The 21,583-nt window shown below is 69.6% G+C and carries 21 protein-coding genes; 13 read left to right on the top strand and 8 right to left on the bottom strand.

All coding sequences use genetic code 11. The annotated features are described in order from the left end of the window. The first annotated feature begins 39 nt into the window (after positions 1-39). The gene (locus CAL29_RS21390) at positions 40-609 is read left to right on the top strand and encodes a low affinity iron permease family protein (RefSeq protein WP_373559802.1); all 570 of its coding nucleotides are present in this window, start codon (positions 40-42) and stop codon (positions 607-609) included. 21 nt (positions 610-630) lie between these two features. On the opposite strand, the gene CAL29_RS21395 is transcribed toward CAL29_RS21390, so the two are convergent. From CAL29_RS21395 to CAL29_RS21405, 3 genes are all read right to left on the bottom strand, one after another. Next, positions 631-834 (bottom strand): hypothetical protein, encoded by a 204-nt coding sequence (locus tag CAL29_RS21395; protein WP_094855016.1) that lies wholly within the window; start codon positions 832-834, stop codon positions 631-633. A gap of 167 nt (positions 835-1,001) precedes the next feature. After that, a complete protein-coding gene (locus tag CAL29_RS21400) occupies positions 1,002-1,859 on the bottom strand; it encodes a hypothetical protein (protein ID WP_143277713.1) in 858 nt (285 codons plus the stop codon). A gap of 354 nt (positions 1,860-2,213) precedes the next feature. Then, a complete protein-coding gene (locus CAL29_RS21405) occupies positions 2,214-3,122 on the bottom strand; it encodes a LysR substrate-binding domain-containing protein (RefSeq protein ID WP_094855018.1) in 909 nt (302 codons plus the stop codon). Between the two features lie 57 nt (positions 3,123-3,179). Between CAL29_RS21405 and CAL29_RS21410 the strand changes: the two genes are divergently transcribed. The 12 genes from CAL29_RS21410 (at position 3,180) to CAL29_RS21465 (ending at position 16,989) form a co-directional block, all read left to right on the top strand. Next, positions 3,180-4,319 (top strand): MFS transporter, encoded by a 1,140-nt coding sequence (locus CAL29_RS21410; protein ID WP_094856814.1) that lies wholly within the window; start codon positions 3,180-3,182, stop codon positions 4,317-4,319. Positions 4,320-4,455: 136 nt separating this feature from the next. Continuing rightward, positions 4,456-4,878: a 4-carboxymuconolactone decarboxylase gene (pcaC, locus tag CAL29_RS21415; RefSeq protein WP_256977657.1), complete on the top strand. Its 423-nt coding sequence runs from the start codon at positions 4,456-4,458 to the stop codon at positions 4,876-4,878. Between the two features lie 233 nt (positions 4,879-5,111). After that, positions 5,112-6,461: a glutathione-disulfide reductase gene (gene gorA, locus CAL29_RS21420; RefSeq protein WP_094855020.1), complete on the top strand. Its 1,350-nt coding sequence runs from the start codon at positions 5,112-5,114 to the stop codon at positions 6,459-6,461. 190 nt (positions 6,462-6,651) lie between these two features. After that, positions 6,652-7,041, top strand: coding sequence for a nuclear transport factor 2 family protein (locus CAL29_RS21425; RefSeq protein ID WP_094855021.1), 390 nt, complete (start codon positions 6,652-6,654; stop codon positions 7,039-7,041). A 26-nt stretch (positions 7,042-7,067) separates the two neighbouring features. Beyond that, the gene (locus CAL29_RS21430) at positions 7,068-8,456 is read left to right on the top strand and encodes an NAD(P)/FAD-dependent oxidoreductase (protein ID WP_094855022.1); all 1,389 of its coding nucleotides are present in this window, start codon (positions 7,068-7,070) and stop codon (positions 8,454-8,456) included. A gap of 111 nt (positions 8,457-8,567) precedes the next feature. Beyond that, positions 8,568-10,163 (top strand): ABC transporter substrate-binding protein, encoded by a 1,596-nt coding sequence (locus tag CAL29_RS21435; RefSeq protein WP_094855023.1) that lies wholly within the window; start codon positions 8,568-8,570, stop codon positions 10,161-10,163. A 2-nt stretch (positions 10,164-10,165) separates the two neighbouring features. Further along, a complete protein-coding gene (locus tag CAL29_RS21440; RefSeq protein ID WP_373559831.1) occupies positions 10,166-11,134 on the top strand; it encodes an ABC transporter permease in 969 nt (322 codons plus the stop codon). Then, a complete protein-coding gene (locus CAL29_RS21445; protein WP_094855025.1) occupies positions 11,131-12,015 on the top strand; it encodes an ABC transporter permease in 885 nt (294 codons plus the stop codon). Before CAL29_RS21440 ends, CAL29_RS21445 begins: the two co-directional genes overlap by 4 nt. Positions 12,016-12,028: 13 nt before the next feature. Continuing rightward, positions 12,029-13,060: an ABC transporter ATP-binding protein gene (locus tag CAL29_RS21450; protein WP_094856815.1), complete on the top strand. Its 1,032-nt coding sequence runs from the start codon at positions 12,029-12,031 to the stop codon at positions 13,058-13,060. Beyond that, positions 13,057-14,181: an ABC transporter ATP-binding protein gene (locus tag CAL29_RS21455; protein WP_256977659.1), complete on the top strand. Its 1,125-nt coding sequence runs from the start codon at positions 13,057-13,059 to the stop codon at positions 14,179-14,181. The genes CAL29_RS21450 and CAL29_RS21455 overlap by 4 nt, the downstream gene beginning before the upstream one ends. Before the next feature lie 46 nt (positions 14,182-14,227). Further along, positions 14,228-15,886 carry an amidohydrolase gene (locus CAL29_RS21460; protein WP_094855026.1) on the top strand — a complete coding sequence of 553 codons (1,659 nt, stop codon included), beginning with the start codon at positions 14,228-14,230 and terminating at the stop codon, positions 15,884-15,886. Beyond that, on the top strand, positions 15,883-16,989 hold the full coding sequence (locus tag CAL29_RS21465) for a CobW family GTP-binding protein (protein ID WP_094855027.1): 1,107 nt from the start codon (positions 15,883-15,885) through the stop codon (positions 16,987-16,989). Before CAL29_RS21460 ends, CAL29_RS21465 begins: the two co-directional genes overlap by 4 nt. A gap of 54 nt (positions 16,990-17,043) precedes the next feature. Here the strand turns inward: CAL29_RS21465 and CAL29_RS21470 are convergent, their stop codons facing one another. From CAL29_RS21470 to CAL29_RS21490, 5 genes are all read right to left on the bottom strand, one after another. Further along, a complete protein-coding gene (locus CAL29_RS21470; protein WP_218831882.1) occupies positions 17,044-17,820 on the bottom strand; it encodes an SDR family oxidoreductase in 777 nt (258 codons plus the stop codon). A gap of 62 nt (positions 17,821-17,882) precedes the next feature. Continuing rightward, a complete protein-coding gene (locus CAL29_RS21475) occupies positions 17,883-18,620 on the bottom strand; it encodes a sulfite exporter TauE/SafE family protein (RefSeq protein ID WP_094855029.1) in 738 nt (245 codons plus the stop codon). After that, positions 18,617-20,122 carry a MocR-like pyridoxine biosynthesis transcription factor PdxR gene (gene pdxR / locus CAL29_RS21480; protein ID WP_094856817.1) on the bottom strand — a complete coding sequence of 502 codons (1,506 nt, stop codon included), beginning with the start codon at positions 20,120-20,122 and terminating at the stop codon, positions 18,617-18,619. Before pdxR ends, CAL29_RS21475 begins: the two co-directional genes overlap by 4 nt. 11 nt (positions 20,123-20,133) lie before the next feature. After that, entirely contained in the window at positions 20,134-20,907 is a 774-nt protein-coding gene (locus CAL29_RS21485) for an amino acid ABC transporter ATP-binding protein (RefSeq protein WP_094855030.1), read from the bottom strand. Continuing rightward, positions 20,900-21,565: an amino acid ABC transporter permease gene (locus tag CAL29_RS21490; protein WP_094855031.1), complete on the bottom strand. Its 666-nt coding sequence runs from the start codon at positions 21,563-21,565 to the stop codon at positions 20,900-20,902. Before CAL29_RS21490 ends, CAL29_RS21485 begins: the two co-directional genes overlap by 8 nt. Positions 21,566-21,583 lie beyond the last annotated feature (18 nt).

The raw sequence follows: 21,583 nt of genomic DNA on the forward strand, positions 1-21,583 counted from the left end.
TTGCTCCAGCCCATCCGTCTTTGGCCTTGGACCCGCGACATGACGACCCTGCCTCCCTCTTCCCCGGACCGGGATATTCCTCCTTCCACTTCTTCCGCGGCCGGCGACCGGGCCCCGCGGCGCAAGGTGGCGCCCTCCCGCCGGCGCATGGGACTGCGTCCCGGCCACGCCTCGCGGGTGCATGCGCTCTTCGAACGCTTCGCCGCCCAAGTCACCACGTGGACCGGCTCGCCGCTGGCGTTCGGCATCGCCTTCGGCCTGGTCGTGCTCTGGGCAGTCACCGGGCCCGTCTTCGGCTACTCCGAGACGTGGCAACTGGTCATCAACACCGGGACCACCATCGTCACCTTCCTCATGGTCTTCCTGATCCAGCAGAGCCAGAACAAGGACAGCCACGCCGTTCACCTGAAACTGGACGAGCTGCTGTGCGCGATCGCGCAAGCCGACAATCGCCTGGTGAATATCGAAGAGCTGGACGACGAGGAACTGGACGAGATCGCCGACCGTTACCGGCAACTGGCGGAACGCGCCCGCGCGCATCGCCGCGAACGCCAGGCGCGCGGCGGGGACGAAGGCCGCGGCGTGGTGGACGAGGCGCTGGACGATTGAACGGCTGAACGGCTGAACGGCTCAGGCCACCCATCCCCCGTCGGGCGCGGCGGGACGAGGGGTGGGCGGGGACGGGATTTCGGGATCCGGGCTGGCGGGCGGCGGCGTATCCGGCGGAAGATCGACGTCGGGCAGGCCGGGCGGCGTGGAAGGGTCCGGCGTGTGGGGCGTGGGGATGTCCGGGTTCTCGGGCAGGCCCGGCGTGCGGTGATCGGTCGGCTTCATGGCGTATCTCCTGTGGCGATTGCGGGAATATCGGGAAGACGCGGAAATGGCCGGCCTTCCCCTGCATTCCTGGAACCGCAACTTCCATGCCCTGCGGGCCGGGGTGCTTGTTCGCCTGTTCCGTTCCCTTCCGTTCTTCCTGCTCCGATCCTCCTGTTCCGATTCCGCTACTCCGTCTCATAGCCTCTGTTCACGTAGCTGCCGTTGGGCAGATAGCTCACCATGCAGTCGCGGTAGACAGGCCCCACGTCAGGACCGGCGCGCAGGCCGGAAACTGGCGCGGGCGGACACAGCCGGGGAATGGCGCCGGCCAATTCCCGATCGAAGACGGCGACGCAGGACCGCGTCGCGGGGTCCTGTACGGTGAGCCAACCGCGCCCGAAGCGCTCTCCGATGCCGATCGCCGAAATCACCATCGCCTTTTCGCCGAGCTGCAGGACGATGCCCGTGTACTCCCGCAGATAACCGCGTATTTCCTCGGCGAGTTCGAATCGGTTCATGGCGGGCAAGGGCGCCGCGGGCAACGGCGTCGACGCCACGCTGTCGTATCTTTTCAGATACGCGAGCCCTTCCTCATGGCCCATGCCCTTCAAGGCCAGCATCAACTGGCATAGCTGATTGTGCGTCTTGCCGTAGCCTTCGGGCTGCGCATCCTCATCGGGAACGACCAGCCAATCCGGGCTGCCCGTTTTCTTCCGCAGGAAATAAGCCAGGTAATCCATGCCCTGGCGATCCGGCTCGCGGCCGTCTTCGCCCACGCTGTAGCACCACGCGATGACGGGTGCGTTAGCGTTCGCCGGCGCGTCACCCGTCGGCAGGCCATCGAGGGACGGCCGGCGCCGTTCCGCGGCGGCCGGCAGGCAGGACGGGTGCATGCGCGCGCGCGGCGCACCGGCTTCGGCGGTGAACGGGATATCGAACTGCGGCGCCGAACGCAGGTAGTCGTCCAGCATCGAGACGCTGGACGCACTGTCGCCGGCGGATGCCGTGCTCGGCGGCATGACGCACGATGCGATATTACCCATGGCCAGCCTCCTTCGCCGTGGGATGGACATAAGGCCAGTCTCGCATCGAGGGGGCGAGAGGAACGCGATCGCGCGACCCGATGGATTCCTGGTGTCGCGCTTCACCGCATGATGACGGCCGCCTGCGCATGCTGAGCGAATTTCCCACTTCCTGTCCCCTGATTCCCATAGCGAAAGATCCGAGTGGGTTGCAGATCCTTGCGGCAGGTTCCGACCTGCGACAGATTCTTTACGCCCCGGCGAGGCAAAGCCGCATCGGGGGAACGAGGCAGGCCTCCGGAGGGGCAGCCGCGCATGGGAGACACGCCCGGCGCCCGGCGCCTGGTCGGGGAGCTGCGCCTCAGGCGGGCGTTCTCAGGCAGGCATCGCCGGCTGGCGCGCCTGGCTGTCCAGCCAGCGGCTGAAAAGATGCGTTTCGCTGCTGGCCGAGGGATGGACGCCGTAGTAGTAGCGGACCATGGGCAGGCGCAGGTCGGGCAGCGGGCACACCAGCCGCCCGTCGGTCAGGTCGTTGGCCAGCAGGGATACCGGCGCGATGGTGTAGCCCAGCCCGTCGATGGCGGCCTGCAACACGAAATGGGAATGGTCGAACAGAATCTGGGCCTTGGGACGCAAGCGGCGGATGCCCAGGTGCTTTTTCCAGTCCTCCCAATCCGTCCGGCGGGTCTTCGCCAGCAACAGCGTCAGCGACGCCAGCGCGGCCGGCTCGGTCACGCCCCGCATGAGGCGCGGCGCGCCCACCAGCAAGGCCTCGTCTTCGAGAAAAGGATGCATGCCCAGCGTATCGGGCCAGTTCTCCAGCCCGCGCCGGATGGCGATATCGTAGGAAAGGTCGGGCGCGTTGGGCGGCGCGATGCTGGTGAGGATTTGAGGTTCGATGCCCGGATATTGGGCGACGAAATCGGACAAGCGGGGAATCAGCCAGCGCACCGCGAAGGTCGGCCGCACGTTGATCCGCACCGCGCGCCCCGAGGCCTGCGCCATGACCTGGCGCGCCGCGGCGGCGACCTGGTCCAGGGCGGGTCCGGCTTCCGCCAGGAACTGCTGGCCGGCGGGCGTCAGCCGCACCTGCCTGACGCGCCGCTCGAACAGCGCCACGCCCAGGTAATCTTCCAGGCTTCTCACCTGCCGGCTGATGGCGCCGTGCGTGACGTGCAGGTCGGCGGCGGCCAGGGTAAAGCTCTGGCGGCGCGCGGCGGCCAGGAAAGCGCGGACGGCGTTCAGGGGAAGGTGAGCGGCCATGCGTGAGATTTTATCACTCATGGTGCGCGCGATTATCGTTTGTCATCCCGGTGAAATATGCGCACCATGGCGGCCATCATGACGAACGCCGCCGCCGCCCTCGAAGCCTCTCCCGCCACCGAATCGAATTCGCGCCGCGCCGCGGCCACGCTGGCGCTGACGCTGCCCGGCGATACCGTGCTGTACCTGCTGCTGCCGATGTATGCCGCGCACTTCGGCGTGACGCTGGCGCAGGCGGGCGTGCTGCTGGCGGCGAACCGCCTGGTACGGATCGCCGGCTACGGATGGGTGGCGCGCTTTTATGCGCGCCATGGCGATCGCCCGACCTGCATGCTGGCCGCGGGGGCGGCGGCGATCAGCGCGCTGGGCTATGCGACCCTGTCGGGTTTCTGGGCGCTGGTCCCCCTGCGCCTGCTGTGGGGGCTGGCCTTCGCGGCGCTGAACCTGTCCACGCAGGCCATGGCCACGGCCGACCCGCGCGGCTCGGCGCGGCGCAACGGCCGCTCGCGCGCCATCATCGCGATGGGTCCCGTGGTGGCCCTGCCCCTGGGCGCCTGGCTCGCCGATCTCTACGGCCCGCGGACGATCTTCTTCATCCTGGCGCTGACGTCGCTGCTGGGCCTGCTGGCGGCGCACAAGCTGCCCAGCCTCCCCCACCCGGTTCCCGCCGCGCGGCGCCGCCTGCGCCTGCCCGGCAGCCTCGATACCTGGTCCTTTCTCGAAGGCTTCACGCTGGATGGCCTGTTCATCATCGGCCTGTCCTACCTGGGCAAGGACCTGATGCCGGCCGGCTCGGTCGTCGTCGCCGGCGCGGTGCTGGCCTTGCGCTACCTGGGCGAGATCGTGCTCAGCCCCATCGGCGGCCGCATGGCCGAGCGCTTCGGGGCCGAACGCGTGCTGGTCGCCCTGTCGCTGCTGACCGCCGTGGTGCTGGTGGGCTTCGGCGTGGGCTGGATATGGAGCTGCGCCGCCGCCATCGTCGTGTTGCGCGCCTTGCAACTGCCGCTGCTGCCGCCCATCGTCGCCATGCGCACGCCGGGCCCGGGGCGCGTGCAGGCGCTGGCGGCGCGATCGGTCTGGCGCGACATCGGCGCCGGCACCGGGCCCCTGCTCGCCGGCCTGGTGCTGCCGCTGGTGTCGCCGGTCTGGATCTATACCGTGCCAGCCCTGCTGCTGGCCCTGGCCGCGCTGGCCTGCGTGCGGCCCGCCGCGGCGTAGGGTCCCGCCGGCGCTGGAAGCAGCCGGCCTGCCGGATGGGCCGGCCCGGGCAAGCGCGATGTCTCGTGCCGCTACACTGGGCGCACATCGCGTTTCGCGGCCGCGACGCGGAATATCCAGACTCACGGAGACTGCCTTGCCCTCCCCCCAGAATGACACCCAACGCTACGAAACCGGGCTGCAGGTCCGGCGCGAAGTGCTCGGCGCCGAGCACGTGGACCGGTCGCTGCGGCGCCTGAGCCCGGTCAACGAGGAATTCCAGGATCTCATCACGCGCTATGCCTGGGGCGAGATCTGGACGCGCGACGGCCTGCCGCGCCACACGCGCAGCCTGCTGACGATAGGGCTGATGGTGGCCTTGAATCGCGGCGAGGAATTGAAGCTGCACCTGCGCGCGGCCCGCAACAACGGCGTCACCCGCGACGAGATCAAGGAGGTGCTGCTGCAGACGGCGATCTATTGCGGCGTGCCCGCGGCCAACGCGGCCTTCCACGCGGCCGAGGAAATCTTCGCAGCCCAGGACGCGCAGGACGGCACGGCGCCTCCGGGACAGGGCTGAAGCCCGTGGACGGGCCGCGGGCGGCCGCGCGTCGACGCCGCCGCGTGCTCGCGGCGCCCGCCTGATCTCCGCCGCCAGGCGGTTTCCCTGGCCGGCCGGAACGCGATTATCCCCGCTGCCGGGCCTGTTTTCGGGCCTTTCCGGATCGGAGATGCGATACTCGGCCTGCCATGGCCGGGAACGACGATCCGCCCCCGCGCCGCAGGAATCCCCACATTTCAAGGTATCCATAGATGAAGCACTACGATTACATCGCCATCGGCGGCGGCAGCGGGGGCATCGCCTCGGTCAACCGGGCGGCCATGTACGGCAGGAAATGCGCGCTGATCGAGGCGAAGGACCTGGGCGGCACCTGCGTCAACGTCGGCTGCGTGCCGAAGAAGGTCATGTGGCACGCGGCGCAGATCGCCGAGGCCATTCATCTCTACGGGCCGGACTATGGCTACGACACCAAGATCGAGCGCTTCGACTGGGCCCGCCTGATCGAGAACCGCAGCGCCTATATCCGCCGCATCCACGCGTCCTACGAGGCCGGCCTGGACCGCAACAAGGTCGACGTCATCCGCGGCCATGGCCGCTTCGTCGACGCGCGCACCATCGAGGTCGGCGGCGAACGCGTCACCGCCGACCACATCCTCATCGCCACCGGCACGCAGCCGGCGTGGCCGGACATTCCCGGCGCCCGGCTCGGCATCGATTCCGATGGGTTCTTCGAGCTGCCGGGCCTGCCGGCCCGCACCGCCGTGGTCGGCGCCGGCTACATCGCCGTCGAACTGGCGGGGGTATTGCATGCCTTGGGATCGGAAACCCATCTGTTCGTGCGCCAGGATTCCGCCTTGCGCAACTTCGATCCCATGTTGCGGGAAACGCTGATGCAGGTCATGGACGCCGAGGGTCCCAAGGTCCATCGGGGCGCCGTGCCCAAGGCCGTGGTGAAGAACGCCGACGGCAGCCTGACGCTGCAACTGGGCAACGGCGAGATGTGCGTGGTGGACTGCGTCGTCTGGGCCATCGGCCGCGTTCCCGACACCAGCGGCCTGAACCTGGAGGCGGCCGGCGTCCGCCTGGACACGCGCGGCTACATCGAGTCCGACAAATACGAATGCACCAACGTGCCCAACATCTATGCGGTGGGCGACGTCACCGGCAAGATCGAATTGACGCCCGTCGCCGTGGCGGCCGGCCGGCGCCTGTCGGAGCGCCTGTTCAACGACAAGCCGGACGAACACCTGAACTACGAAAACGTTCCGTCGGTGGTGTTCAGCCATCCGCCCATCGGGACGGTGGGACTGACCGAACCGCAGGCGCGCGCCCGCTACGGCGACGACCAGGTCAAGGTCTACCAGTCGGGTTTCACCGCCATGTACACCGCCGTCACCAAGCACCGGCAGCCGGCGAAGATGAAGCTGGTGTGCGTGGGGCCCGAGGAGCGCATCGTGGGCATCCACGGCATCGGCTACGGCATGGACGAGATCCTGCAGGGTTTCGCCGTGGCCCTGAAGATGGGCGCCACCAAGAAGGATTTCGACGACACCGTGGCCATCCATCCGACGGCGGCGGAAGAATTCGTCACGATGCGCTGATCCGCAAAAGCGGCCGGCCGGCCCGCGCCATCGGCGCATGATGGTGCATATCCCGGTGCGCCATGCACGGCAGCGTGCGCCGAAGCCCCTGGAACCATAGCCACCGGCAACTGGCTCTATGGACGCCGCGGCGGTCCATGCAACGCTTCCTCCTGATCCCATCCATCGGAACCAAGAGGAACGAAACATCATGACCAATGCCGTCGACGCCGCCACGCTCGAAGCCTTCAGCGCGGCCTGGAACCGGCACGACCTGCCGGCGCTGATGTCCTTCATGCACGAAGACTGCGTCTTCGAAACCGCCGCCGGCCCCCTGGCCTGCGGCGCGCGCCACGAAGGCGCCGAGGCCGTGGCGCGCGCCTTCGCGTCGGCCTGGCAGAACGTGCCGGACGCGCAATGGGAAAACGGCCGCCATTGGGTGCACGGCGACCGCGGCGTCTCCGAATGGACCTTCACGGGCACCGCCGCCGACGGCGCCCGCATCGAGGTCGACGGCGTCGACCTGTTCACGTTCCGCGACGGCAAGATCCTCGTCAAGAACGTATTCCGCAAGACCCGCACCGCGCCCGTCTCCGCCTGAAACGCCCTCCCGACAGGAACCACACCATGGACACGTCCGTGCGGGGCGCCGGCCTCCAATCCTACGACCCCACCTACGACCCGCTGGTCTCCCCCGGCCCCGGCCGGAACCAAGAATACGCGCCCACCTACTGGGTCGGCACCGCCGGGCCGCCGCCCGGCGACGACGGCCCGATAGACGGCGACCGCGACGTCGACGTGGCGATCATCGGCTCGGGCTTCACCGGGCTGGCCACCGCGCTTTTCCTGGCCAGGGAACACGGCATCAAGGCCGCCGTGCTGGAAGCCAACCGCGTGGCCTGGGGCTGCACCAGCCGCAACGGCGGGCAGGGACAGAATGCCAGCGGCCGCCTGTACCGTTCGCAGTGGATCGAGCGCTGGGGCAAGGACGTGGCGCGCCGGCTCGACGCGGAAATCCGCGGCGGCTTCAACACGTTCAGCGAACTCGTCGCGCAGATCGATTGCGATGCCCAGCCGGGCGGCCACCTCTACATCGCCCACCGCGACAAGAAGATGGCCTTCCTGCGCAGCGAAGGCAAGCTGATGCGCGAACAGTTCGGCTACGACACGCGCATCCTCAGCCGCGAGGAGGTGCACCGCGACTACGTGCGCGACGAGGAAGCCAGCGGCGCGCTGCACGAACCGGACGGCATCAGCGTGCACCCGCTGAAGCTCGCCTACGGCTATATCCGGATGGCGCGCCAGCACGGCGCCACGCTGCATCCCGCCAGCGGCGTCACCGGCTGGCGCACCGAGGGCGGCCGCCACCTGCTGCAAACGCCCGGCGGCGTGGTGCGCGCGCGCACCGTCGCCGTCGCCACCGGCGCCTATACCGCGGCCAGCCTGCATCCCAGCCTGGCCGGGCGCTGCTACCCCGTGCTCTCCAACAGCATCGTCACGCGCCCGCTCACCGACGACGAACTGGCGCGCACCAACTTCCTGACCCACGAAGCGATCACCGACACCCGCACCCTGCGCTTCTACTACCGCCTGCTGCCGGACCGCCGCGTGCAGATCGGCAGCCGCAGCGCCGTCACCGGCGCCGACGCGCGGCACCCCCGCCACGAGAAGTTGCTGATCGACGGCCTGTACCGCAAGTTCCCGCCGCTGCGCGGCATCGGCATCGACTATTCCTGGTGGGGCTGGGTCGACGTCAGCCACGACATGATGCCGCGCATCGTCCAGCCCGATCCCGCCCAGAGCGTGTTCTACGCCCTCGGCTACGGCGGCAACGGCGTCAGCTTCTCCGCGCATGCCGGACGCCGCATGGCCGAACGCGTAGCCGGCCGCACCGACCCCGCGTTCACGCTGCCCATCTATGACAGTCCCCTGCCCCTGCACGCGCTGGCGCCCTTCCGCCGCCTGGGCCAGGCGCTGCTGTATCGCTGGTACTACCTGAAGGACGAAGTGCTCTGACCCGTTGATCCGCTGACCCCAACGCCGCGCGGCGGTTCCCCTGCCGCGCGACCCGCCAGACCCTGGACGCGGCGCCTCTCCGCGGCCCGCAAACCTGTTCAAGGAGAAGTCATGTTCCATCGTTATTCCGCCCGCGCGGCGGCCGCCTGCTGCCTGGCCTTCATGGCCGCGACGGCCGCGACCGCCCCTGCCGCCCAGGCCGCCGACGCCAAGGCCGGCGGCACGCTGGTCATGGGCAGCACCGAGATACCGCGCCACCTGGACGGCGCGGTGCAGTCCGGCATGGCCACCGGCCTGGTGTCGACCCAGCTCTTCGCCAGTCCGCTGCGCTTCGACGACAAATGGCAGCCCCAGCCCTACCTGGCCGAATCCTGGGAACTGACGGACAACGCCCGCACGCTGACCCTGCACCTGCGCAAGAACGCCTTCTTCCACGACGGCCAGCCCATCACCTCCGCCGACGTCGCCTTTTCCCTGATGGCGATCAAGGCCAACCATCCCTTCTCCACCATGCTCGCGCCGCTGGAGAAGGTCGAGACGCCCGACCCCTACACCGCGATATTGCGCCTGAGCCGTCCGCACCCGGCCATCCTGCTGGCCATGTCGCCGGCGCTGGCGCCCATCCTGCCCAAGCACATCTACGACGACGGCCAGGATCTCAAGACGCATCCGCGCAACAGCAAGGACGTGGTCGGCTCCGGCCCCTTCAAGCTGGTGGAGTTCACGCCGGGGCAGCGGGTGGTGCTGGAGAAATTCGACAAGTTCTTCCTGCCCGGCCGTCCCAAGCTGGACCGCGTGATCATCAACTACTCGAACGACATGACGACGCTGACGCTGTCCCTGGACCGCGGCGATCTCCAGATGCTGCCCTTCATCAGCACCTCGTCCGAGCTGCGCCGCCTGCAGGCCGAGAACAAGTACGCCATCACCGACAAGGGCTATGAGGGCATCGGCGCGCTGAACTGGCTGGCCTTCAACCTGCGCCAGGGCCCCCTGTCCAACGTGAAGGTGCGCCAGGCCATCGCCTATGCCGTCGACAAGAAATTCATCTCCGGCGTCCTGCAGGCAGGGTTCTCCACGCCCGCCAACGGCCCCATCGTCGCCAGCAGCCCCTACGCCACGACCGATCTCGTCACCTACCCGCTCGACCTGAAGAAGGCCGCCGCGCTCCTGGACGAGGCCGGCTTCCCGGCCAAGGACGGCGGCGTGCGCATGAAGCTGACCGTGGACTACATCCCCGGCTCGGTCGACCAGCAGAAAAACGTCGCCGAGTACCTGCGCTCGCAACTGAAGAAGATCGGCATCGCCGTGGAAGTGCGCGCCTCGGCCGACTTTCCTTCCTGGGCCAAGCGCATCGCCGCGGGCGACTTCGACATGACCATGGACACCGTCTACAACTGGGGCGACCCGGTCATCGGCGTGGCGCGCACCTACCTGTCCACCAACATCAAGCCCATCATCTGGACCAATACCCAGGCCTACGCCAATCCCAAGGTCGACGAACTGCTCAATGCCGCCGCGGTGGAAACCGACATCGCCAAGCGCAAGCAGCTATATGCCGAGTTCCAGAAGATCGTCACCGGCGACCTGCCCATCCTGTTCCTCTCCAACGTGCCCTACCGCACGGTGACGAGCAAGCGCGTGCAGAACGTGCCCACCAGCATCTGGGGCCCGCTGTCGCCGCTCGACGAGGTGACCGTGCAATGACGATGAGCCGCTTCATCCTGTCCCGGCTGCTGCGCGCCCTCGCGCTGGTCGCCCTGGTCGTGATCCTGAACTTCCTGCTGGTGCACAGCGCGCCGGGCGACCCGGTGCAGACGATCGCCGGGACGATGGGCGGCATGTCCGAAGAAGCAATGGCCGCGCTGCGCGCGCAGTACGGCCTGGACAAGCCGCTGGTCGTGCAACTGGGCGTCTATATGGCCCAGGTGCTGCGCGGCGACCTGGGCTTCTCCTATTTCTACAACGTGCCGGTCACGCAGCTCATCGCCGAGCGCGTGCCCGCCACGCTGCTGCTGGTGATCGCTTCCGTCGTCTGCGCCACGCTGGCCGGCACCTTCCTGGGCGTGCTGTCGGCGCGCAAGCCAAACGGCCTGCTGTCGCAGGCGGTGACGCTGGTTTCCCTGGTCGGCTTCGCGGCGCCGGTGTTCTGGATCGGCATCATGCTGATCATCCTGTTCGCCTCGGTATGGCCCATCTTTCCCGTCTCCGGCATGCGCGCCGCCGACGCCACGGGCCAGGGCTGGGGGGACATGCTGGACGTGGCCTGGCACCTGGTGCTGCCCACGCTCACGCTCAGCCTGATCCACCTGGCCCAGTACAGCCGGCTGGCGCGCGCGAGCATGCTGGACGTGCTGGGGGCCGACTATATACGCACGGCGCGGGCCAAGGGCCTGCCCGAGTTCTGGGTCCTGTACAAGCACGCCCTGCGCAACGCGGTGCTGCCGGTGGTCACGCTGGTGGGCCTGCAATTCGGCAACGTGCTGGCCGGCGCCATCCTGGTCGAGACCGTCTTCAACTGGCCGGGGCTGGGCCGCCTGGCGGCCGACGCCGTCCTCCAGCGCGACTACCCGACCCTGCTCGGCATCCTGTTGTTCTCCTCCATCGTGGTGGTGGTCATGAACCAGCTCACCGACCTCTGCTACCGGCTGGTCGATCCTCGCATCAAGACATCATGAATAGCGCCATTTCCCCTACCGCCGCGCCCACGCCCGCGCCCTCGCATCCGCTTGCCGAAGGGTTGCGCATCTTCCTGCGCAATCCGACGGCGGTGGCCGGGCTCCTGCTGCTGCTGGCCATCGTGGCCGTCTCCGTCGCCGGTCCCTGGATCATGAAGGCCGATCCCTTCGAGATCGTCGCCGTCCCGCTCACGCCGCCCGGCACGCCCGACGCGTGGCTGGGCACCGACTACATGGGACGGGACGTGCTGGTGCAGCTCGTCTACGGCGGCCGCGCCACGCTGCTGGTCGGCGCCGTGGCCGCGCTGCTGTCCGTCCTCATCGGCATATCCATCGGCGCGATCGCGGGCTTCCACGGCGGCGCCGTCGAGAACCTGCTGATGCGCGCGACCGAGTTCTTCCAGGTGCTGCCCACGCTGCTGTTCGCCATGGTGGTCACCACGCTGTTCTCGCCCACCCTGGCCACCGTGACGGTCGCCATCGGCATCGTGAGCTGGCCGAACACGGCGCGCCTGACGCGCGGCGAATTCCTCAAGTTCCGCGACGTCGAGTTCGTGCGCGCCGAGCGCACCATCGGCGCCGGCAACGCGCGGCTGATCTGGCGCGTGATCCTGCCCAACGTGCTGCCGCCGCTCATCGTCTCGGCCACCCTGGCCGTGGGCAGCGCCATCCTGTTCCAGGCCGGCCTTTCCTTCCTGGGGCTGGGCGATCCCAACGAAATGAGCTGGGGGCTGATCATCGGCGGCAGCCGGCCCTACGTGCTGACCTCGTGGTGGGCGGTGGCCTTCCCCGGCCTGGCCATCTTCCTGACGGTGCTCGCGGTGAGCCTGGTCGGCGACGGCCTGAACGATGCCCTCAATCCCAGGATGCGGGAGCGCTGACATGCAGGCGAACATGACGACCATTCCCGATGCCAGCGTCAACGCCAACGCCGGCGCGGGCGACGCCTTGCTGGAGGTGCGCGACCTGCGCGTGGCCTTCCACCCCCGGCGCGGCCGCGCGATGGTGCTCAACGGCGTGGACTTCGACGTGCGGCGCGGCGAAACCCTGTGCATCGTGGGCGAATCCGGCTGCGGCAAGAGCATGACGGCGCTGGCCATCCTCGGCCTGGTGCCCACGCCGCCCGGCCAGATCGCGGGCGGGGAAATCCGCTACGACGGCCGCAACCTGACCGCGCTGGCGCCTTCCGCCATGCGCGCCATCCGGGGGAATCGCATCTCCATGATTTTCCAGGAACCCATGACCTCGCTGAATCCGGTCTTCACCGTTGGCGACCAGATCGGCGAGCCCCTGCGCCGCCATCGCGGCGCGAACGCGCGCCAGGCGCGCGAGCAGGCGGTCGAGCTGCTGCGCGCCGTCGGCATTCCGGCGCCGGAGCGACGCGTGCGCGAATATCCCCACCAGATGTCGGGCGGCATGCGGCAACGCGTGATGATCGCCATCGCGCTTGCCTGCGAACCCGACATCCTGATCGCCGACGAGCCTACCACCGCGCTGGACGTCACGGTGCAGGCGCAGATCTTCGACCTGCTGCGCGACCTGCAGGCCAAGCGCGGCACGTCCATCGTGATGATCACCCACGACATGGGCGCCGTCGCCGAAATGGCCGACCGCGTGGTCGTCATGTACGCCGGCCGCATCATTGAGCAAGGCACGACGGAACAGGTGCTCGGCGCGCCGCGCCATCCCTATACCCACGGCCTGATCGCCTGTCTGCCCGAACTCGGCGCCAGCCAGGCCGGCGAGCGGACGGTGTTGCCGGAGATCCCCGGCGTCGTGCCCTCGCTGTGGGAGCTGGGCGCGGGCTGCGCCTTCCGCGCCCGCTGCGCACAGGCCATGCCCCGTTGCGGGGGCGAGGTGCCGCCCATGTTCACCGGCGCCGCGGGCCATGGCGCCGCGTGCTGGCTCACGGAGGAAGAACAATGACCGCCTTGCAAGCCGCTCCCATGCCGGCGCCTGCGCCGGGGGCCACACCGGCGCAGGCGGCCGCCACGCCGCCCACCGTCCCGGCCGCGCCCGACGCCGCTCCCGCCACCCCGCCCCTGCTTACCGTCACGGACCTGAAGGTGCACTATCCGCGCCCGCGCGAGGGCTGGCGGCGCCCGGCCGAAGTCGTGCGCGCCGTCGACGGCGTCTCCTTCGAAGTGCGCCGGGGCACCACGCTGGCCGTCGTGGGCGAGTCCGGCTCGGGCAAGACCACCACCGCGCTGGCCCTCATGCGCCTGGCGCCCATTACGGAAGGCAGCGTCCGCCTGGGCGTCACCGACCTCAGCCTGATCAACGGCGAGACCCTGCGCGAGGCGCGGCGCCGCATCCAGATCATTTTCCAGGATCCCTACTCCTCGCTGAACCCGCGCCAGCGCGTCGGCGACGCCGTGCGCGCGCCGCTGGACCTGATGCGGATCGGCGCCCCCGCGGAGCGCGCCGCCCGCGTCGACGAACTCTTCGCGGCGGTCGGCCTGCGGCCGGAGCAGCAGCGCCTGTTCCCGCACCAGTTCTCCGGCGGCCAGCGCCAGCGCATCAACATCGCGCGCGCCCTGGCCAGCAAGCCGGAACTGGTGGTCTGCGACGAGCCGGTATCGGCGCTGGACGTCGCCATCCGCGCCCAGATCCTGAACCTGCTGGCGCGCCTGCAGCGCGAGCAGGACCTGACCTATCTCTTCATCTCCCACGATATGGCGGTGGTGGAGCATATCTGCGACGAGATCGCCGTCATGTACCTGGGGCAGATCATCGAGCGCGCCCCGCGCCGCGCCTTCTTCGCGCGGCCGCTGCATCCCTACAGCGTCGCGCTGCTGTCGGCCGTGCCGACCGTGGACGGCGGACGCCGCCGCGCCGCCCGCCGCATCATGCTGCACGGAGAGCCGCCCAGCCCCATCGCGCCGCCGCCCGGCTGCCGCTTCTCGGTCCGCTGTCCCGTGGCCACGCCCCGCTGCCGGCAGGAGGAACCGCCTTTGCGCAAGGTGGCGGCCGACTACTGGGTGCGCTGCCATCTGGTGACGACGGACGGCGACCATCCCGCCGGGCCGCTGGCCGCGCCGGCCTGATCCTTCCCTTTCCTACCCTTTCCTTCCTTTCCAGGACGACACAGCGATGTCTTCAATCAAGATCTACCGCGCCCGCAAGATAATCACGATGAACCGCTCGGCGCCCGCCGCCACGCACGTCGCCGTGCGCGAGGGACGCATCCTGGCGGTGGGATCGGCCGAGGACGCGGCGGCCTGGGGCGCCGGCGACGCCGACGCGCGCTATGCCGACCACGTCCTCATGCCCGGCCTGGTCGAAGGCCACAGCCACCTGATGGCGGGCAGCCTGTGGCGCTATCCCTTCGTCGGCTTCCACCCGCGCACCGCGCCCGACGGCAAGCGATGGGAGGGCTGCACGGACTTCAATGCGGTGGTCCAGCGCCTGCGCGCCATCGAGCAGGCCATGCCGCCCGGCAACGAGCCCCTGCTGGCGTGGGGCTTCGATCCCATCTTCTTCGGCGACGCGCGCATGACGGCGCGCGACCTGGACCAGGTCTCGGCCACGCGCCCCATCGCCATCCTGCACGCCAGCCAGCACCTGATGAACGTCAACACGCCCATGCTGGCCCTGGCCGGCATCGACGCCGACACGGACATCGAAGGCATCGTGCGCGACGCCGCGGGCAATCCCAGCGGGGAACTGCAGGAGTTCGCCGCGATGTTCCCGGTGAACCGCGCCATCGGCAACGCGTTCCGCCTGAGCGGCATGTCGTTGGAGGGCTTGCGCAACTTCGGCCAGATCGCCCGCCTGGCCGGCGTCACCACCGCCACCGACCTGGTCAACGACCTGTCCGAGGACAGCCTGAACGGCCTGCTGGCGGCGACCACCGAAGCCGGCTATCCCTGCCGCGTGGTGCCCGCCTTCAACAGCCCGTTCGGCGGCCTGACGCTGGACGAGAGCATCGCCCGCGTGCGCGAGGCGGCGCTGCGCAGCCACGACAAGCTGCGCCTCGGCGCCATCAAGATCGTGGCCGACGGCTCCATCCAGGGCTTCACCGCCCGGGTGCGCTGGCCCGGTTACTACAACGGCGCGCCCAACGGCATCTGGATATTGCCGCCCGACGAACTCAGGGCCCGCATCCTCGGCTTCCACAAGGCGGGCCTGCAGATGCACATCCACGTCAACGGCGACGAGGCCACCGAGGTCGTCATCGACGCGCTGGAAGCGGCGCTCACGGCGCATCCGCGTCCCGACCACCGGCACACGCTGCAGCACTGCCAGATGGCCGACGCCGCGCAGTTCCGCCGCATGGCGGCGCTGGGCCTGTGCGTCAATCTCTTCGCCAATCACATCTACTACTGGGGCGACGCCCATCACGCCCTGACCATGGGCCCGGATCGCGCCAACCGCATGGACGCCTGCGGCACCGCCCTGGCCCACGGCGTTCCCATGGCCATGCATTCGGACGCGCCCATCACGCCGCTGGGGCCGCTGTTCACCGCCTGGTGCGCGGTCAACCGGCGCACGTCCTCGGGCCGCCTGCTGGGCGAGGCCGAGCGCATCACGGTGGCGCAGGCGCTGCACGCGATCACGCTGGGCGCGGCCTACACCTTGAAGATGGACGACCGCATCGGGTCCATCGAAGTGGGCAAGCACGCGGATTTCTGCGTGATGGAAGACGACCCCGAGACCGTGGACCCGGCCGCGCTGAAGGACGTGCGCATCGCCGGGACCGTGGTGGGCGGCGAACCCACCCTGGGCCTGGCCGGCGAGGCGCGGCCATGACGCCGGCCGGCGGCGCCGCGCCCGCCGCCGCGCGGCCGCGCATCCCCCTGACGGTGATCGGCGGCTTCCTGGGCGCGGGCAAGACCACCTTGCTCAACCGGCTGCTCTCGCGCTGGCGGGACCGGCGCTGCGCCATCCTGGTCAACGATTTCGGCGCCATCAATATCGACGCCGAACTGGTCGACAAGCGGGACGAGACCCTGATCAGCCTCGCCAACGGCTGCGTCTGCTGCCAGATCGGCGACGACCTGGGCGACGCCCTGATGCGCGTGCTGGCGCTCGACCCGGCGCCCGGGCATATCGTCATCGAAACCAGCGGCGTCTCCGACCCCTGGCGGGTCGCGCAGGTGGGCCTGGCCGATCCGGCGCTGGCGCTGGACAGCGTCATCGTGCTGGTCGACGCGCGGGCGGCGCCGGACCAGGACGCCGATCCGCTGCTGCGCGATATGCTGCGCCGCCAACTGGCCGGCGCGGACCTGCTGGTGGTCAACAAATGCGACGGGATGTCGGGCGCCGAGATGGACGCGCTGCGGGACTGGCTGGACCATGCCGCGCCCGGCACGCCGCGCTTCGAGACCGTGCACGCCGCCGTGCCGGACGTCCTGCTGTCCGACCCCGGGCTCGACGACGAGGGCGGACAAACAGGCCGGCAGCGGCGTCGCGGCATCGACGCGGGAGAATCAGGCAAGGCGGGGGAAGCGGAGGGAGCGGAGGAAGGAGACGTGGACGAGGCAGGCGAGGCGGACGGCCCGGCCCACGGCTATGTCTTCGAACATTGGCGCTTCGATACGCCGCACGCCCTGGACGCGGAGCGCCTGCGCGCCCTGCTGCGCGACATGCCGGTGGGCGTGCTGCGGCTCAAGGGCCTGGTGCGCACCGACCGCAATCCGGCGGCGGTGATCCAGTTCGCCGGCCGCCACGGCTCGCTGCGCGCGGCGCCGGCGCAGATCGCCGCCGGTGCGCGCGGCGCCGGGAGACGCGCGGGCCGGATCGTGGCCATCGGCCTGCGCGGCCAGCTTCCGCGCGAGGCCCTGGCGCGCGCCTTGCAGGCGGCGACGGTCGTGGACCTGTCCGGCATGTTCAGTCCCGCCGCCGTCAACTGAGGCGGGCGGGTCAGCGCCCCCGCCGGTCCCGCCTACCCTGCGTTCCTATCGTTCCTATCGGCCTTCGCCCCGGTCGATCGCGAAATTGCTCCATGCCTGCGTCACCGGCATGATCTCCAGGCTGTTGATATTGACGTGCGCGGGGCGGTTCAGCACCCAGTAGACCGTCTCGGCGATGTCCTCCGGCTGCAAGGGATGGGCGCCGCGATACACCGCGTCGTACTTGGCCTGGTCGCCGGCGAAGCGCACCAGGGAAAACTCGCTTTCGCTCAGGCCCGGCTCGATGTTGGTGACCCGCACGCCGGTCCCCTGCAGATCGCAGCGCAGGTTCAGCGAGAACTGCCTGACGAAGGCCTTGCTCGCGCCATAGACGTGGCTGCCCGGATAGGGCCAGTTGCCGGCGATGGAACCGAGGTTCGCGATGCCCGCCCCGGCGCCGTATTCGATCAGGCGCGGCAGCAGCAGGCGCGTGGCGTAGAGCACGCCCTTGATGTTGGTATCGACCATGGTGTCCCAGTCGTCCAGCGAGCACGCCTGGGCCGGCGTCGTGCCCAGCGCCAGGCCGGCGTTGTTGACCAGCGCGCGCAGGCGCCCGGCGTCCGCGGGCAGCGACTCGATGGCGGCGCGCACGCTTTCCCTGTCGCGCACGTCCATCGTCACGGTATGCACGTTGGGACCGAGTTCGTCGGCCAATTCCCGCAGGCGGTCGGCGCGGCGGCCGGTGGCGATCACGTTCCAGCCGCGGCCGGCGAAGCAGCGCGCCGTCGCGGCGCCGAAACCGGACGTCGCGCCGGTAATGAAGACGGTATCGTTCAAGGTTCGTGATTCCATTTTTTCCTCATCGACAGAAGGCAAGGCGGCAAGGGGCATCGCGCTCGGGCTCAGGGTCAGGCTCAGGCGGCAAGGACGCTATACAGCCCCATCAAGGCCAGCGCCAACAGCAGCCATTGCACGTAGGCCACCACCCGCTCGGCCGCCACGCGGGCGAACAGGTATTCGCCTATCCACAAGCCGGCATACGTGCAGGGTAGCAGCAGCGCCACGCGCAAGGGCGTCTGCGCGCCGAGGTTGCCCGTGGCCGCCATCGCCGCCACGCTGGCGAGGTCGATGGCGCCGAAGAACAGCACCAGCGTCGCCCGCATGCGGTCGGCCTTGGTTCCCGCATGTGCCATCCAGGCCGCCACCAGCGGTCCGCCCACCGAAAACGCTGCCAGCAGCGCGCCCGTGGCGCCGCCGACCACCCATGCGCCGGACGGTCCGCCGCTGACGGGCAGTCGCACCCGCGCCAGGCCCAGCACGGCCAGCGCGCCGATCAGCACGTAGACGGCCAGCGTCATCGCGTGGCCGTCCACGCGCGTCAGGCCGAACAGGCCGGCCGGCACGCCGCACAGCGCCGCCAGCAGCAGCGGACGGGACAGCCGCCAGTCCACGCGGCGCCAGCACTTGGGCAGCAGCGCCAGGCTGGCGCAGACCTCCAGGCACAGCACCGCCGGCACCGCCTCGCGCACGGGCAGCAGGAAAGCCAGCCCGACCACCGACAAGGCGGCGAAGCCGAAACCCGTCAAGCCCCGCACGATGCCGGCGACGAACACGATCGCGCTGGCCCAGGCCAGCAATACCGCGGTACTCATGCGCGTTCCATATCCTTCCAGGCCTCGGCCAGCAGTTGCACGCCGGGCACGATATCGTCATGCGCGATGGCGCCGTAGCCGAGCCGGAAATAGCCGGTGGGCGCGGGCTCGGCCAGGAAGTGGATCTGGCCCGGCTCGATCAGCGCCCCGCGCCGGGCCGCGGCGCGCTGCAATTCCCAGGCGTCGAACCCGGCCGGGCCCCGCAGCCATAAAGCCGAGCCGCCCGACGTGCCGCTGGGCGTGACGGCCGGCAGCGCGTCGGCGACGGCCTGGCTGATCGTGCGCCACTTGCGCGCCAGGGCCGACCGCAGCCGCCGCGCGTGCGCGTCGAAATACCCCATGCCCAGGAACAGCGCCAGGATGCGCTGGTTGTTCGAAGGCGGATGCCGATAGAGATAGCGCCGCAAGGCGCGCAGCTCGCGGATCAGCTCCGCGTCCGCCACCACGAAGCCCAGGCGCACGCCCGGCATCAGGCTCTTGGTCAGGCTGCCCAGGTAGATCACGCGGCCCGACTCGTCCATGCTCTTGAGCGCCGGATGGTTGCGGCCGAGGATGTTCTGCTCGCTTTCGTAGTCGTCCTCGATGACGAGGAAATCGTGCCGCCGCGCCTGCTCCAGGAGTTCGATGCGCCGGTACAGCGGCATGGTCACGCCGGTCGGCGACTGGTGGCTGGGCGTACAGAACACCATGGCACAGCCGGCCATGCGCTCGTCGACCACCAGGCCCTGCCCGTCCACCGCCAGCGGCCGCGGGGCGCAGCCCGCCAGCGCGAAGATATTGCGCGCGTCGACGTAGCCCGGCTCCTCCAGGCCGACCGGCATGCCGGGCCGGGCCAGCAACTGGGTCAGCATGAAAAGCGAATTCTGCGTGCCGATGGTGATCAGCAATTGCTCCGGCCCGACGTGGATGCCGCGCCGCGGCAGGATGCGCTGCGTGATCTGCTCCACCAGCAGGGCGTCGTCCTGCGCCACCTGGTCGTCCAGCCAGGTGCGGGCATGGGCGCCGGAGGCGGCCAGCCGCGCGCATTCGCGCCAGTGGGCGGCGGTGGCCTCGTCGTATTCCACCTGGCCGTAGATGAAGGGATAGCGATAGTCGCGCCAGTTGCGCGGCTTGACGATGGCGCGCAGGCGCGACGGGTGCTGCGCCAGGCGGGCGTCCCAGTCCGGCGCGTCGTCGGGCCGCGCGAACAGTTGCTGGGGATCGGTCTTCAGGCTGGCCTGCTGGCGTTCGCCCAGCACGTGCGGATTGATGTAGAAGCCGCGGCGGCTGGAGGCCACCAGATACCCTTCCTGCGCCAGCTTCTCGTAGACCAGCACGACGGTATTGCGCGACAGCCCCAGCTCCTCGCTCAGGCGGCGGCTCGACGGCATGGGCTCGTGCGCCGGCAGCGAGCCGTCGAACATCGCGTTCAACAGCTTCTCGCGCAACTGCTCCTGCAGGCCGCGGCCGCGGTGGAAGGGCGCGAAACGCGCCGGGCCGGCCGCCCTGTCCGCCGTCGCCATGGCCGCCGCCGTCATGCCGCGCCCGCCGCGTCGCGTTCCAGGAAGCGGCGCACGCGCTCGGTGGACGGGCGGGTGAAGAAGGTTTCCGGGTCGGCCTTCTCGATCAGCTTGCCCTGGTCGAGGAAGACCACCTGGTCGGACACCGCGCGGGCGAAGTCCATTTCATGCGTGACCACCATCATGGTGTAGCCCTCGGCCGAGAGGTCCCGCATGACGGTCAGCACCTCGCCCACCCGTTCGGGATCCAGGGCCGACGTCGGTTCGTCGAACAGCAGGACCTCCGGCTCGATGGCCAGCACGCGCGCGATCGCCACGCGCTGCTTCTGCCCGCCCGACAGCGTATGCGGATACTGGCCCGCCTTCTCGGCCATGCCCACTTTTTCCAGCAAGGCCATGGCCCGTTCGCGCGCCACGGTCTTGGGCACGCCCTGCACGTGCACCGGCACCTCCATGACGTTGTGCAGCACCGTCAGGTGCGGCCACAGGTTGAAGCTCTGGAACACCATGCCGGTGCGGGCGCGCATCGCGGCCAGTTCGCGCGGCCGCAGGGGACGGCCGGTGTCCGGGTTCACGCCCATGCGCGCGCCGGCGATGTGGATCTCGCCGCGGTCGGGCTGCTCCAGCCAGTTCACGCAGCGCAGCAGCGTCGACTTGCCCGAGCCCGACGCGCCCAGGATGCTCACCACCTCGCCCTTGCGCACGACCAGGTCGATATCGCGCAGGACCTCGTAGCCGCCGAAGCTCTTGGACACGTTGCGGATGGAAACCGCCGGTAGTTCACTCATGTTCGAATCCTCGCCGCAGGCCCACGCGCCGTATTCCCCGCAGCATGGCCTCGATGCCGATGCCCAGCAGCCAATACAGGGCGACGGCGACGATGAAGGCCTCGACGGGAATGAAGTACCGCGCCTGCACGGAATTGGCCGCGGCGGTCAGCTCCGGCACGGTAATGATGCTCAGGAAAGAGGTGTCCTTCAGGCACAGGATGAGCTGGTTGCCCAGGACGCCCCGCGTGCGCAACGCCAGTTGCGGCAGCACGATGCGCAGGAAGGCCTTGCCGCGCCGGTAGCCGTGCGCGTAGGCGGCCTCCAGCGATCCCGGCGGCATCACCAGGCGTGCGCCGCGCAGGATCTCCGCGAAATAGGCGCCGTGATAGAGCGCCAGGCCGATCAGTCCCGCATCCCAGGCGCGCAAGCGCAGGCCCAGCGACGGCAGGCCGTAGTACAGCACGTAGACGAAGATCAGGAAGGGCAGCATGCGCAGCCCGTTGATCGCCGCGCGCAGCATGCGCCGCCAGGCGTTGTCGCGGCCTTCCAGCAGGAACAGCAGCGCGCAGCCCAGCAGGAAGGCGATCGCGCACGCGACGGCCGCGAGCAGCACGGTATTGCCGAAGCCCGCCGCGAAATCGGCGCGCGCGTCCCAGATGGTTTGCCAGCGATTCATCGCGTCCCCTTCCCCGCC

The organism is Bordetella genomosp. 10 (genome assembly GCF_002261225.1).
Classification (GTDB): domain Bacteria; phylum Pseudomonadota; class Gammaproteobacteria; order Burkholderiales; family Burkholderiaceae_B; genus Bordetella_C.